Consider the following 14,380-nt stretch of genomic DNA (forward strand, 5'->3'; position numbering starts at 1 on the left):
TTGAAAGCGTCTATCATGTGGCGGATTTATTAAAAGTTCGTGAACGATGTATGACAAAGTTGTGAACTTGTACTTCAAATTCCGCAAAATCTGATATAATCAGTCAAGCCCTGATACGTATAACAGCTCCTAGTTTCCGAGTTTTATACTTATAATTTAACAGATTGATAGGAGGGTTAAGATTCATGAAAGCTAAACATCTCCGCAATAGATGGTTAGGTTTGCTGCCGCTCGGCTTGATTCTTTTCTTAAGCGGGTGCGGGCAGTTGGAAATGACTGTGCTCGATCCCAAAGGGCCGGTCGCTCAAAGTCAATATGACCTGATTGTATACTCCCTCTGGTTCATGCTTGGAATCATTGTTGTCGTGTTTGCTCTATTTGCCTACATGCTCATCAAGTACCGAGAGAACCGACCGGGACGTAAAGAAAGTGACTATGACCCGAATCTCCATGGAAATACGACGATTGAGGTCATCTGGACAATTATTCCTATTATTATTGTTGTCCTATTATCCATACCGACGGTTACGACACTGTTCGATCTGGAGGAGCCTCCGGAGCCCGCTGCCGGTGAAGAGGTGAAAGAGCCGCTCGTTGTTTATGCGACAACCGCGGATTGGAAATGGTTCTTCAGTTATCCGGAGCAGGATATTGAAACCGTGAACTACTTACACATCCCGACCGATCGTCCGATCGAATTCAGACTGTCATCCGCAGATTCCATGTCAGCGCTATGGATTCCGGCTCTCGGCGGTCAAAAGTACAACATGGCCGGTATGATGACGACATTGTATCTGCAGGCCGATGAAGAAGGGGTCTACGATGGACGTAACTCCAACTTCAATGGGGAAGGTTTTGCTGCTCAAACGTTCAAGGTTTATGCCGAGAGTGATGAAGAGTTCAATACATGGGCAGAGGAAATCAAAAATGAAGCACCAGAGCTGACAGCAGAACGTTACGATGAACTGCTGGCACCTGGGATGACCGACGTACAATCCTATTCCAACACACACTTGGATTATGTGAAGCACCATACGAAAGAAGAAATGGGCTACGTCGTTGAAAAGTACCGTGAACAATTTAAAGAGAAGCTTCATTTATATGAAATTGAAAAACAAGAAAGCTTCCAATAGAACGTAAAGAAAGCAGGTGAAGACATGCACATTACAGATATTCTAGTCACCGGTGAACCGATCATCTATGGTGCCATGGTATCAATGGCCCTGGTTGGGATCGCCCTCCTTTTCATTCTGACGTATTTCAAAAAATGGAAATGGCTATGGAGTGAATGGTTGACTACCGTTGACCATAAGAAAATCGGTGTCATGTATATTTTAAGTGCCCTTCTCATGTTATTCCGTGGTGGCGTGGACGCCATGATGATGAGGGTGCAGCTGGCATTTCCTGATTTGGGATTCTTGAACTCCCAGCACTATAACGAAATTTTCACAACGCACGGAACGATCATGATCATTTTCATGGCGATGCCGTTCTTGATCGGACTCATGAACATCATCGTTCCACTTCAGATCGGAGCGCGTGACTTCGCGTTTCCATATTTGAACGCCTTAAGTTTCTGGTCCTTCTTCTTCGGAATGGCGCTCTTCAACATTTCTTTCGTCATCGGAGGATCTCCGGATGCCGGGTGGACAAGTTACACACCGCTTTCCGGTGCAGCGATGAGCCCTGGACCTGGACAAAACTTCTATCTGATGGGACTGCAGCTATCAGGAATTGGTACCCTTGCTACAGGGATCAACCTGATGGTGACGATTTTAAAAATGCGTGCTCCTGGCATGAAGCTTTTCCATATGCCGATCTTCACATGGTCGACATTGGTGACATGTTTCATCATCGTATTCGCGTTCCCGATTTTGACAGTAGCTCTTGCACTACTTACGATTGACCGTGTATTCGGTGCACAATTCTTTACTTTGACAGGGGAAGGCCTGCCGATGATGTGGGCGAACCTGTTCTGGATGTGGGGACACCCGGAAGTGTACATCGTTATTCTTCCTGCCTTCGGTATTTTCTCCGAAGTCATCGCCACATTCGCGAAAAAACGACTGTTCGGCTACAATGTGATGGTCTGGTCGATGATCGTCATCGCATTGCTCAGTTTCTTAGTATGGGTCCACCACTTCTTCACGATGGGTGCCGGCGCCTTCGTCAACTCCGTCTTCTCTGTATCGACGATGTTGATCGCCGTACCGACCGGAGTGAAGATCTTCAACTGGCTTGCGACCTTGTATAAATCGAAAATCGAGTTCACTGTACCGATGCTTTGGTCCCTTGCCTTCATCCCAAGTTTCATTCTTGGTGGTGTCACAGGTGTCATGCTCGGTATGGCGGCAGCGGACTTTCAGTTCCACAACTCGTACTTCCTGATCGCGCACTTCCACTACGTGCTGATCGCTGGTACTGTATTCGCCTGCTTCGCAGGTCTTGTGTTCTGGTATCCGAAAATGTTCGGTCACAAGATGAACGAGCGTTTGGGTAAATGGGCATTCTGGTTGTTCTTCTTCGGCTTCCATGTCTGCTTCTTCCCGCAATACTTCCTAGGCCTTGACGGCATGCCGCGTCGTTTGTTCATCACGAACGTCGCCGAATGGCTTCCATTGAACGTCATCTCAACCGTCGGTGCGTTCGGAATGGGACTTGGTTTCATCGTGTTCGTTTACAACGTGTACTACAGCTTCCGTTACAGCGAGCGCGAAACAACAGGCGACTCCTGGAATGGAAATGGTCGTACGCTTGAGTGGGCGACAACGACACCAGTACCTTATTACAACTTTGCAACGGTTCCATATGTCGATGAAATCGATCCATATATCCGTATGAAAGAAGAAGGCAAGACGACGTTTGAAGAAGACAAAGTGAAGCCGATTCACATGCCAAGTTACACAGGACAGCCGTTCATCATGATGGCCCTTCTCGGACTTGCCAGTTTCGGTCTCGTCTTCGAATGGATGTATGTAGCCGTCTTCGGATTGATCGGTGCCGTATTCATGATGATTCGCCGTTCCTTCGATTACGACGACGGCTATTATGTACCGGTGGAAGAAATCAAACGAACAGAGAAAAAAGCGAGGGGGTTATGATATGGCTGCGGAAGAACTGAAAACAGGTCCTTTAGAATATCGCACCCAGGAAGGTCAGATGGGCATCATGGGCTTCTGGATTTTCCTTGGAGCCGAAGTCGTCCTCTTCGCTACTCTTTTCGCAACGTATGCGGTGTTATTCGGTCGTACGGCCGATGCACCGCTGCCAAGCGAATTGTTCGAACCGGGCATCGTTCTTGTCATGACCTTCCTGCTATTGACGAGTAGTTTCACTTGTGGACTTGCAATACATGAAATGAGAAGGGGATCTGTCAAAGGGCTGATGCTCTGGATGATCATTACGTTAGCTCTTGGTCTTGGCTTCCTTGGCTTTGAGATTTTTGAATTCGTTCATTATACGCACGAAGGAGCGACGATCCAGTCCAGTGCTTTCTGGTCAGCGTTCTTCATCCTTGCCGGTACACACGGACTGCACGTCACACTTGGTATCGGCTGGGCGATTCTGCTCTTGATCCAAATCAAGCAGCGTGGACTGACAAACGTCACAAGCCGTAAATTCTTTATCATCAGCTTATACTGGCACTTCCTTGATGTCATTTGGATCTTCATCTTCACGAGTGTCTATTTGATTGGGATGGTGATTTAATATGGCCGATTCTAAAAAACGCGTACCGATGAATCACGTCATTGGATTCATCTTGTCACTCGTCATGACGTTGGTGGCCGCCTGGGCAGCGATTCAATCCGATCTGCCTGTCACATGGGTCATCATCGGCATCATGATTCTGGCTCTATTGCAGGCAGGCGTTCAATTGTTCATGTTCATGCACGTCACAGAAGCGTCAAGCGGAAATGGACATGTACCATGGAACATGATGTTCCACGGATTTGCACTCGCTGGTATCCTTGTCGCAGGCTCCCTGTTCGTTATGTCCTTCGGGCATGACCATGGAGACCACGGGGATATGGGTGAAAATCAGCAGCACGAGGAACAGCAATCAGAAGACCATAGCGGTCACTAAAACAAACGGGGGTTAATAGGATGGAACAAAAACAAAACATGCCGATGGAGGCCGGATGGCCGTGGAAAGATTTAGTTGGATTCGTTCTTTGCATATTGCTGACGGCTTTTTCCTTAGGCGGTGCGCTTTATTCCTCCTATGACCCTAAATTCGTTTTATATATTCTGACTGGCTTCAGTTTCGTACAGGCGATGATCCAACTGTACAAGCTGCAGCCAAGAGATTAAAAAAAGAAACGCTTCTTTCCTGGAATCAGGAAAGGAGCGTTTCTTTTTCTTTGGTTAAACTCTCTTTGTAACCAGGGCTTGATTTCACCGTTGCCACGATGAACATCACCCAGGCGACGTGTGCGCCGATCAAACCGAGATAAAACATCGACCATGTGATGGAAAATACTCCTGGATCTGAGTACATCGTCACCTGGAAGAAATACAGCCACATGCCGATGAGCAGAATCGATTGCGCGACGGCGAAAGCCATCTTTTTCGCTTGTAAGAATAGAAATGGAGCCACTGTCGCCAAAATCAAGAACATTACGATCGCACCCATGAAAATCATCTCCTTATTGATGTTTCCTTAATGTAAACGTTTTCTTTGATATTATTGTAACAAAAAATTCGCACTTTGGACACAAAATGTTCATAAATTGGGCCGACAATTTTAGAATTACCGTTTTGGGGCCTGTTTAAACAGGTTTTTTGGAGGTTTCGGATGGGTCGTTCTGTGTGAAAGTGACCGAGCAGGCAGTTAAAGTGACTTAACGTCGCGGGAAAGTGACCTAAAGGCCATCCAAAGTGTCTGAACTCTAAATTTTATGAAAATTTTCATTTTTTTAGACACCAAACTGTCACTTCTATCGATTATAGTTTGAGACTGTAAAATAGGAGTGGAAGAAATATGGATTGGAACAGCTTAAAGGACCAGCAGCGGTTCAAAGATAAAAAAGAGCTCGACCTGCATGTTCGCAGTTTTTTATATAAAAGAAAAGCAGCCTTGTCAGAGGGGACAATCAAGGTACTGACGTTCATCTGGCGTCATGCTGTCAAGTTTCCCGGTGTTGCTTTTCCGAAAAGAACAACGATTGTGAAAGGGACCGGATTGAGCGAGAGCACCGTGGTTCGTTCATTAAGATGCCTCGTGACCGAGAAGCTGATTGAAAAAGTCGTAACGAAAAAACCGAACGGACGACAGGGTGGCAACCTGCTTGTGTTCCTCCCGCAGCCGGATCTTTTTTTACCCTCGGAAGACACCCCTCATGACACCCTTCCTGACACCCCACAAAAAACGGAAAACCCTCAAGAGGACAACCCTCAAGCAGCCAAATCCACACCTGAAACAGAGAAAAAACAGAGAAAATCTTCTTTTAGTAAAGTAGTACCGTTTGATGCGTCGTTTTTGCCTTCTTTCATCCCTGCTTCTTTTATTGATACCTCTTTGCCATTTGTAGGCGTGGAGCAGGTGTTACCGGCTTGGCGGACGGTTCAAAGTGCGTATAAACAATGGAAGCTGCAGGAGCCGGTCGAGCACTATATGGATAAGATTAATGAGACGCTCAGACAGGCGGTTTTTGCTTATAAAAAAGGGATGGTGCGTACAGAATTGCTGCGCTATTTTTATGGAGGAATGATGGAAGTGTTTAAACAAGTGGTAAGGAAAGAAGCTTTTGAGGCGGGAAGAGGATTGATTTTCTATGACTGGTTGGAAGAAATGGATTCGTAATGTAGTAACGCCATTGCGACTTAGTAAGCAAATAGCGGCCTAACCATCAGTCCTGGTTGTAATTGAGAAAAGTTTTCATTGACAGGCATGAGAGTATAGGATAGCATAATGATTGTAATGATAATGAGAATCTTTATCATTCGTTGAAATTTTATAAAAGGGTATAAAGATGAAGCGATTGATCAAGGATTCTACATAATAGAAACAGGTGAAAGGATGTCGAACATGAAGAAGTTCTGGTTATTTGCCCTTATGCTTGGGCTTGTCGTATTAGCTGCCTGTGGCGGCGGATCTGAAGAAGGTTCAGAGAGTGAAGGAACCGAGAATCAGGAAGAAGAAACAACAGAAGAGGAAACGCGTTCGGTTACGATTGAAGACGCGAACGGAGAGCAGACGATTGAAGGAACACCGAAGAAAGTAGTGGTTTTAGAATGGACGTACGCGGAAAACCTTCAGGCGCTTGGCATGGAGCCGGTTGGTGTCGCTGGTCTTGATCAGTATGGAGACTGGGTTAACGTCGGTATTCCATTCAGCGAAGATGTGGAAGACGTAGGAACACGTCAGGAGCCGAACCTGGAAGCAATCTCTCGTTTGAATCCTGATTTGATCATTGGTGTTGATTTCCGTCACAATGCCATCAAAGAGGATTTGGAAAGCATCGCACCAACAGTCATGTTTGCGCCATACTCTGAAGAAGCAGCACAGGATCAGTTCAAGAATATGAAAAAAGAGTTCAATACGATGGCAAAAATCGTCGATAAAAAGGACAAAGCTAAACAGGTCCTTTCTGATATGGAGAAGACATTCAAAGAGCAGCAGGCCCGCCTTGAGGAGGCAGGGAAAGATGGCATGAACTACGTGATCACTCAAGCGTTCACGATGCAGGACACGCCGACGCTTCGTTTGTTCACAGATAACTCCATGGTCGCACAGATCATGAACAGCATGGGCATGAAGAATGATTATGAGTCTGAAAAGCTGGAAGTATACGGCTACACGGAAACAACTGTCGAAGCGCTGCAAAATTATCAGGACTCCAACTTCTTCTACATCGTTCAGGAAGAAGACAACATTTTCGAAAAACAGCTGTCAGGTAATCCGGTTTGGGAAAATCTTGCGTTCGTAAAAGAGGATCGTACGTATCAAATGCCAGGGGATGCCTGGACATTCGGTGGACCACTATCCGCAGAAGTCTTAGCTGAACAAGTGGTCAACGCAGCTCTTGAAGAAAAATAAAGTGAGTGGATGTTATGAATTCTACGCTTAAGAACACAATGATTGCGGTTCTCACCTTCGGAGGTGGGACCGCGTTGTTGTGTCTTTTAACATTTATACATATCAATCAAGGGAATGTGGAAATACCGCTGGGGGTTGTGGTTGAATCAATCTTCAATCCTCAGGATACGCTCCAGCACCATACGGTTCGTACACTCAGGCTGCCGCGGGCCGTAATGGGGATCATTGCCGGTGGGGCACTGGCCGTATCCGGGGTGATTCTGCAGACCGTTACGAAAAATCCGTTGTCGTCTGCAAGTACGCTCGGCATTCATTCCGGAACGTATTTTGCGGTCGTTGTGACAACGATTTTCCTGCCAACCGCTATGGTCGGCAATGGGATCATGACCGCTTTTCTCGGCGGTATTCTGACGTTCCTGTTCGTTTACGTCTTATCGGGTGGTTCGGATGCAACCCCTGTCCGGATGGTGCTGGCCGGGATGATCGTGACGTTCCTATTCTCCGCGCTCACTTCCGTCCTGCAGATTTTTTATGAAAATGAAACGCAGGGGCTGTTTTTGTGGGGATCCGGCACACTGATCCAGAACGACTGGGGCGGCGTCACGTTTTCACTTCCTGTGATCATCGCGGGAGTGATTGTGTCTCTGATCTATTCCAGCAAACTTGACACGCTCACCCTCGGGGACGATGTCGCGACAGCGCTTGGGCAGAATGTGCGCCGTGTTAAAGTCGTGACGATCACCGCAGCTGTGCTTTTGACGAGTGTGACCGTCAGTATTGTCGGGCCGATCGGCTTCGTTGGGTTGGTCGCGCCGCACTTGATCAAGCTGATCGGTTACCGTGCCCACCTGCCGCTCATTTTAGGGTCGTTTTTATGGGGAGGAAACGTACTGCTTTTAGCGGACGTCCTTGCAAGAGTCATCGATCCGTCCTTCAATGAACTGCCGGTCGGAGCCATTACAGCGCTTGTCGGTTCACCGTGGCTCATCTGGCTTGTCATGCGCATGAAACAGACAGGCAGTCAGAATAGCGGGGCGATTATGGCCGGGAAGAATTCCGCAACCCTTTCGATGAAAAAACTGCTGCCCGTTTTACTGGCGCTTATCACGATTACGCTGCTTGTCAGCCTTGCTTCTGGAAACTACGGATTTGAGCCGTTGGTTACCTACAACGCGTTCTTCGGGGAAGCGAACACTTTCTTACAAAACCTGATCATAGACTTGAGACTGCCTCGTGCGCTTGTCGCTTTGTTCAGTGGAGCGGTTCTCGCTGTCAGTGGTCTTATTTTTCAGGGGGTACTACGAAACCCGCTGGCGGACCCTTCTGTTATCGGCATCACTTCCGGTGCAGGGGTCGGTGCTTTGATGACGATGTACTGGTTCAGTGTGTCAGCCGTTTGGATTCCGGTCGGTGCGATGGCCGGCGCGTTGGTCTTCTTCATCATCGTCATGGCTCTCGGGGCAAAAGCGGAGTTCCAACCGACTGTACTGGCGCTACTCGGAATCGGGATGTCTGCCTTCGGTTCGGCGCTTATTCAAATCATGGTGGTCCAGGCGGATATCAGCGTAGCCTCAGCGTTAACGTGGCTCTCCGGAACAACGTATGCTAAAGGGTGGAGTGAACTGCTGCAATACTTGATCTGGCCGGTATTGTTGTTCATTCCGCTGCTTGCTTTTTACATTAAAACGCTCGATGTATTGTCGCTCGGAGATGATACGGCCAAAGGACTTGGACTTCGTGTCGTGAACGTCCGCTTCCAAATGGCATTGATTGCTACACTCCTTGCTGCCTGCAGTGTTGCTGCCGTCGGCTCGATCGGTTTTGTCGGTCTGATTGCGCCTCACCTTGCCAGGCTGCTTGTCGGAAGCGTCAACCAGAAGCTTCTGCCTGTGACAATGCTGATCGGCGGAGCGCTGTTGGTCGTTGCGGATTTGTTCAGCCGGACACTGCTTGCGCCGAATGAAATTCCATCAGGGATACTCGTCGCCCTGATTGGAGCCCCTTACTTTTTATGGTTGATGAAAAAGCGTGCGACTTAACGGTCACACGCTTCTTTTTTTCCGCGTATGTATGCTATGATAATGAAAAAATGAACGCCAGGGGAGAGTTATATTATGAAGATTCCATACATCAAATGCCACGGGTCAGGGAACGATTTCATCCTCATTGACGAGATTGAAAACGACTTTGGTTTTTCAGAAAAAGAGCGCGAGGAACTCTCGTTATTATTATGTGACCGTGAAGACGGAATCGGTTCGGATGGCATTCTTTTTGTGATGCCGAGTGAAAAAGCGGAAGGCCGGATGCGGATGTTCAACTCCGACGGCACGGAAGCCGAAATGTGCGGCAACGGCCTGCGTTGTGTCGCGCGACATATGATTGAGAAACTCGGCAAAAAGGAAATCGCGATTGAAACAGAAAAAGCGGTCCTTCCCGTTTCACAAGTGGAGGAGATTTTCCCGGAGATCGATACGTTCTCTGTCATGATTGAGCCGGTCAGCTTTGAGGTTGAGTCCTTGCCGATGATTCTCGACGGAAAAGAAGCCGTTGATATGAAGATTCCAGAATTGTCAGAGGAACGTACGTTTACAGCTCTTAGTGTTCCGAACCCTCATATCGTAAGCATTATGGATTCCGTTGACCAGGAGGAGCTGCTGTCGGTTGGGAAAAAAGCGAACGCGTTACCGGAAGTTTTTCCGAATGGCGTGAACGTCAGCTATGTGCAGGTGTTAGAGAAAAACAAAATCTTTGTCCGGACGTTCGAACGTGGGGTCGGTTTGACGAACGCGTGCGGTACGGCCATGAGTGCTTCATCGTTAGTCTCGACCATTCTTGGACCGAATGATTTGGATACACCAATCGTCGTCATTAACAAAGGTGGCCTCGTCAACTGTGTCGTTGAGAAACAAGAGGGACGTTTCTCGATCCAGCTGCGGGGGAATGGAACCAATGTCTATCAAGCAGAGGTCGACATCAACTTAGATGCCCGCACGTTTGAAGTTTCAGAGAAGCAATTTTTTGAAGAAGAAAATGCGATCTATAAAAAACTAGAAGCGTTTGCCGCTTCAGAAATTGGAGGTTGATGCTATGTTAAAAACATTCCATGTGAAAACCAATCACCACGATCAAATGATCGATGTGACCAGCCAGGTCGAGGACTGGATCCGTGAAGAAGGCGTCAAGGACGGTGTTGTCGTTGTACAATCGATGCACACGACGGCAGGTCTCACGGTAAATGAAAACGCCGATCCTGATGTGAAGACTGATATGCTGCGCCGATTCCGTGAAGTGTACCCATGGGATCATCCGGAAGATCGCCATGCGGAAGGGAACACGGCTGCCCATATGAAGACGAGTACCGTCGGACATGCTCAGACACTGCTTGTGGAAGATGGCAGGCTCGTACTCGGGACTTGGCAGGGGCTTTATTTCTGCGAGTTTGACGGACCGAGAAGCCGGAAATTTGTTGCGAAGTTGTTATAAGAGAGAAGGGAAGGCCCGTGATCGGTGCCTTCCCTTTTTAATGGGATAGTCCAAAAAGCCTGTCTGTTTCTATGGAAGGACATGGTATAATTTAAAGTGGATCACGCTTTACGCCAATTGAATAGGGTGTCGGCTAACCCCATAGCAAAGGGGGTGATGCCTCTGAGTATGTATGAATCGTTGATGGTGATGATCGCGTTCAGTTCGTTCATCGTTTCCGTTCTCGGCTTAGTAGTCGCGATTTTACGCATAAAAAAATAGACTCCCTATTCTGACGTGAATGCGGGTGAGTCTATTTTAAGGCTGCGCCCTTTGGCTGAAGCGCTGATCCGGGAGGACCACAGTGCCAGCTGTGGTCCTTTTCTTATGTGTATCCTTTATCTGCTCTTATCATACCACATTTTTTGAAAAAGAAACAGGTGGGTGGTGTGTTTCGGATGAATATCAATTAAATTTCGGATATATCGGCTGAATTTATAATATATCGGTTAAATCGCCAATATATCAATGAAATGCAGGTGCATTTCGGCTGAATATTCTATATATCAACAAATAATAAAAACCCTCCAGCTTCCGGGCTGGAGGGTTTCCTTTTAACAGATCGAGTCTTTTGGATTCGGGTTTTTCATGCCGAACATCGGACGCAGGAATAAAGCAAGGTATGTCCCGGCGAGCGCCATGATCATCCATACCCAGCCGTGCAGGCTGAAGGAAGCAATGCCGCCGAAGTACGCGCCGATGTTACATCCGAAAGCAAGGCGGGCGCCGTATCCCATGAGCCCACCACCAATGATGGATGCCACACCAATGCCTGGTTTGATTTTTCCAGGTTTGAAGTTGCCTTGAAAGCTTGCCGCGATGAACGCGCCAAGGATGATTCCAATGTTCATGACACTTGTGGAGTCGGCAAGAATGGTTTGATTGAGTGGTGCCGGATTATTGGACCAGTACGTCCAACTCGCGACATCGACGCCGAACATCTGGATGAATTTGGATCCCCAAAGTGCAAAGGCGGAAGTGATGCCCCAAGGATTGCCGCGGACAGCAAGGGTGATCGCATTCAATACACCCAGAATCACGGCAGCAAGAAGCAGCGGCCACGCGCCTCGCCAAAGTTTTTTCAAACCGGTTGTCGTTTTAAGTGGCGCCATTTTTGGCGGGTTTTTTTTACGAGCCACTTTAACCGTGATGCCATAGATGCCTAAGAAAATCGCCAGCTGCAGAATCCAGCCGCCGAAATAACCGAAGCCGGTAGACTCCGCTAATGAAATAGCCGGAAGTGTAGGCGTTTCGCGCCAGAATCCGATGTGATAAGCACCAAGTACGGATCCTCCGATGAAACCGAGCAGCGTGAGGATCATGGAAGATTTTCCGCCGCCGACAGTGTAAAGCGTTCCGGATGCACAGCCGGACCCCAGCTGCATGCCGATTCCGAAGATAAAGGAACCGAAGACAACGCTGATGCCCACAGGGAATACATACCCTTGAGGGGCGTTATCTGTAAAGCTGAATCCAGTTCCTAAAATAACAGCAAAAAGCGTTGTCGCAACAGCGAGCATGAGCATATGTGCTTGGAGTCCCTGCACATTTCCGACGGATATCAGCCGTCGGAATGCAGAAGTGAAGCCGAACCGAGCATGCAGAAGCACGAGTCCGAAGGCAAGGCCGATCAAAAACAATACGCCTTGTGTGAAAGTGGTGACAGATACAATTGTTATAAATAAAAGCAGCGATACGATTGCTCCGATCCATACGAATGGCTTTTGTACCGGATCTAATGGAGCGATAACTGTGGAACGGTTGTTTTCAGAAACCGTCTGCTGGGCAGTCTGTTGTTGCATGTTTTATTCCTCCTAAATCCGATTTGTTTACTTTGTATTAACTGACCTTTGATATTGTAACGGAGACTCGTCTATTTGTAAATCATGTTGCATACAATGGTTGTACAAAGAGAACAAAGCTCAGTCTTTACGTAGAATTAACATGATTCAACGTGGACAAGTGGTACAATAAATGTGTAGACAGGACGACCTAAAACACTTATTGGAGGGATGTCTTATACCTGTCGCTCGCTCATATGTCACTCGCTGGTTTTTCTTTGTTTGTGGGAAAGCAAATCGAAGAACTTCTTGGCGTACATCTGGCGCACCTCCCCCCTACATAAAGACTGAGATCGAAAGCGACGCTGCCGGCGTGGCTTTTTTGTTGTTTTTAGGGCCGTTGCAGCTGCTTTTGAAGGAGGAGGTGGACCTGTTAATAAATGCAGGAAAGTCGCTAATATATTCACCGAACCTGCTAATATAATTGCGAAAGCTGCTGATATAATATAGCAGCAGAATTTCATCATCAAAAACACTCTAAAATGACGGAAACGTATAGACTCCTATCCCTATCTGTTGTAAAAGATGTATGAGTTTTAATTTTAAGATTAAACTATAAATCAGGTGGGTAAGTAATAGTAAGTTACATATAGGAAAAGGAGTGGTTAACATGGCATCAAAAAAAGAGTGGCACGTGATTTTCCTGCTGGATAGTAAGCGCGTGGTGACGCATGACCTGGAGTTGAGCGAAGATATGAATGAACGCGAAGCGGCTGAGTTCATCACGAAGCAGCTGGACAAAGGGACATGGTGGTTCTTAGAAGATGGCGTCGCGCTTCATACGAGCGGGGTTGAAAGTTTTTATTTAGACAAGTGTGCAAAGAAAACAAGGTTCAGCAGAGATTAAAAAAAGCGCGGCTTTCCTGTGAAAAGGAAGCGGCGCTTTTTTTAGAGGTTTTTTGGTTTAAGGGTCAGGAATGCGGCGGCTATGACAAAGAGATCAATGATGACCATGCCCGTGCCCATCGCTATAGAGATATTGAACCCTTGAATGAGTTGAAACACGAGTAATGAGCTTAGGAAAGAAAGAATGATCCATCTTTTTTTCTGCTGTTTGAAAATATAGAGATAAAAATTATGGCGGCGAGGGATACGCCAATGATTTGAGCGATAAATATGCCGATGTACATGATGATACTCATTCTGAATCATTCCCCTTTCATTAGGATCTGAACTTGAAAGCTGCTTCGATGTGCCGTTCTTATGGGATATGTATTTCGGTAAGATCAAGTTTCAAAATGCTGCTGCAATAATAAAAAAACTCTCCCTTATAAGGAAGAGTTTAATTCAGAATTTCCACTTCGACTTGACGGCGTCCGTAGTCAAAGGCGTCATTTTCCTGTGCCATAAAGAGATCGATGCGGTGACCTTCAATGTCTCCACCAATGTCACCAGCGATGGCTACGCCATAGCCGGGTACGCGGACTTTAGATCCTAGAGGGATGACGTTCGGATCGACGGCGATCACTTTTTGATCCGGATTGGCACGAAGGTCGATCCCTGTGTAGGTGATTCCGCTGCATCCTTCACAAAAGGCCGTGTAGGCCGTTGCTTCCACCGCAACGGTGCGTTTGACATCATCTTTCTTCGTGGATGCTGTGACGGCTTTCTTTTCTTTATCTGGAAAACGTTCGAGATCTTTGGTTTTTTTATCTAAAGAGAGCGATTTCGTTTCAATATTTTGAGCGGGCTTGTCCACTTCATCGGCAGCTACCGGAAGTGTAAGGCCGAAGATGACCATAGGCAAAAGAAGAAGGGATAATAGACGTTTGTTCATTATGCATGTCCCCTTTCAATATTTCACTTAGCCCATTGTAACAACTGCCGGATCCCCTTACAAAGACAAAATACCTACAAATAGATTACATTCCTATGACAAATGACACCTTTTTGAAAAAGAGCCGCTTTTTATTCTGCGGCTCCAGTTATTTTCAGCGTGATGTCCCTTTACGTTTGCGTCCACAGCACGGTTTTGAGG

15 protein-coding genes are annotated in these 14,380 nt (G+C 47.0%); 12 read left to right on the top strand and 3 right to left on the bottom strand.

Features of this window, described 5'->3' with window-relative positions; all coding sequences use genetic code 11:
- Positions 1–185: 185 nt before the first annotated feature.
- Genes qoxA through J0K78_RS08155 form a run of 5 tightly spaced genes read left to right on the top strand, consistent with a single transcriptional unit; the run spans position 186 to position 4,311 of the window.
- Complete coding sequence (qoxA, locus tag J0K78_RS08135) at positions 186–1,133, top strand: cytochrome aa3 quinol oxidase subunit II (RefSeq protein WP_206946213.1); 948 nt, start codon at positions 186–188, stop codon at positions 1,131–1,133.
- 24 nt (positions 1,134–1,157) lie between these two features.
- Complete coding sequence (gene qoxB / locus J0K78_RS08140) at positions 1,158–3,101, top strand: cytochrome aa3 quinol oxidase subunit I (protein WP_206946214.1); 1,944 nt, start codon at positions 1,158–1,160, stop codon at positions 3,099–3,101.
- Position 3,102: 1 nt separating this feature from the next.
- Positions 3,103–3,708 carry a cytochrome aa3 quinol oxidase subunit III gene (gene qoxC / locus J0K78_RS08145; RefSeq protein ID WP_206946215.1) on the top strand — a complete coding sequence of 202 codons (606 nt, stop codon included), beginning with the start codon at positions 3,103–3,105 and terminating at the stop codon, positions 3,706–3,708.
- A gap of 1 nt (position 3,709) precedes the next feature.
- Positions 3,710–4,084, top strand: coding sequence for a cytochrome aa3 quinol oxidase subunit IV (gene qoxD / locus J0K78_RS08150; protein ID WP_206946216.1), 375 nt, complete (start codon positions 3,710–3,712; stop codon positions 4,082–4,084).
- 20 nt (positions 4,085–4,104) lie between these two features.
- A complete protein-coding gene (locus J0K78_RS08155) occupies positions 4,105–4,311 on the top strand; it encodes a cytochrome C oxidase subunit IV family protein (protein WP_146813506.1) in 207 nt (68 codons plus the stop codon).
- A gap of 25 nt (positions 4,312–4,336) precedes the next feature.
- Here the strand turns inward: J0K78_RS08155 and J0K78_RS08160 are convergent, their stop codons facing one another.
- Positions 4,337–4,633: a hypothetical protein gene (locus J0K78_RS08160; RefSeq protein ID WP_206946217.1), complete on the bottom strand. Its 297-nt coding sequence runs from the start codon at positions 4,631–4,633 to the stop codon at positions 4,337–4,339.
- Positions 4,634–4,981: 348 nt separating this feature from the next.
- On the opposite strand from J0K78_RS08160, the gene J0K78_RS08165 reads away from it, so the two are divergent.
- The 6 genes from J0K78_RS08165 to J0K78_RS20285 all read left to right on the top strand — a co-directional run bounded on the left by J0K78_RS08165 (position 4,982) and on the right by J0K78_RS20285 (position 10,783).
- Positions 4,982–5,803: a helix-turn-helix domain-containing protein gene (locus tag J0K78_RS08165; RefSeq protein WP_206946218.1), complete on the top strand. Its 822-nt coding sequence runs from the start codon at positions 4,982–4,984 to the stop codon at positions 5,801–5,803.
- Positions 5,804–6,028: 225 nt separating this feature from the next.
- Positions 6,029–7,039, top strand: coding sequence for an ABC transporter substrate-binding protein (locus J0K78_RS08170; protein WP_206946219.1), 1,011 nt, complete (start codon positions 6,029–6,031; stop codon positions 7,037–7,039).
- Between the two features lie 14 nt (positions 7,040–7,053).
- Entirely contained in the window at positions 7,054–9,078 is a 2,025-nt protein-coding gene (locus J0K78_RS08175) for an iron ABC transporter permease (RefSeq protein WP_206946220.1), read from the top strand.
- A 75-nt stretch (positions 9,079–9,153) separates the two neighbouring features.
- Positions 9,154–10,122, top strand: a complete 969-nt coding sequence (gene dapF / locus J0K78_RS08180; RefSeq protein WP_206946221.1) for a diaminopimelate epimerase — start codon at positions 9,154–9,156, stop codon at positions 10,120–10,122.
- Between the two features lie 4 nt (positions 10,123–10,126).
- The gene (locus tag J0K78_RS08185; protein ID WP_206946222.1) at positions 10,127–10,522 is read left to right on the top strand and encodes a secondary thiamine-phosphate synthase enzyme YjbQ; all 396 of its coding nucleotides are present in this window, start codon (positions 10,127–10,129) and stop codon (positions 10,520–10,522) included.
- A gap of 189 nt (positions 10,523–10,711) precedes the next feature.
- Positions 10,712–10,783, top strand: a complete 72-nt coding sequence (locus J0K78_RS20285; RefSeq protein ID WP_370551098.1) for a putative holin-like toxin — start codon at positions 10,712–10,714, stop codon at positions 10,781–10,783.
- A gap of 332 nt (positions 10,784–11,115) precedes the next feature.
- On the opposite strand, the gene J0K78_RS08195 is transcribed toward J0K78_RS20285, so the two are convergent.
- The gene (locus J0K78_RS08195) at positions 11,116–12,363 is read right to left on the bottom strand and encodes a YeeE/YedE family protein (protein WP_206946224.1); all 1,248 of its coding nucleotides are present in this window, start codon (positions 12,361–12,363) and stop codon (positions 11,116–11,118) included.
- Positions 12,364–13,012: 649 nt separating this feature from the next.
- On the opposite strand from J0K78_RS08195, the gene J0K78_RS08200 reads away from it, so the two are divergent.
- Positions 13,013–13,249 carry a hypothetical protein gene (locus J0K78_RS08200; RefSeq protein WP_206946225.1) on the top strand — a complete coding sequence of 79 codons (237 nt, stop codon included), beginning with the start codon at positions 13,013–13,015 and terminating at the stop codon, positions 13,247–13,249.
- A gap of 435 nt (positions 13,250–13,684) precedes the next feature.
- On the opposite strand, the gene J0K78_RS20290 is transcribed toward J0K78_RS08200, so the two are convergent.
- Positions 13,685–14,179: a 3D domain-containing protein gene (locus J0K78_RS20290; RefSeq protein WP_206946226.1), complete on the bottom strand. Its 495-nt coding sequence runs from the start codon at positions 14,177–14,179 to the stop codon at positions 13,685–13,687.
- Positions 14,180–14,380: the final 201 nt, after the last annotated feature.

The sequence above is a fragment of the Halobacillus sp. GSS1 genome, assembly GCF_017307035.1.
GTDB classification, from domain to species: domain Bacteria; phylum Bacillota; class Bacilli; order Bacillales; family Halobacillaceae; genus Halobacillus; species Halobacillus litoralis.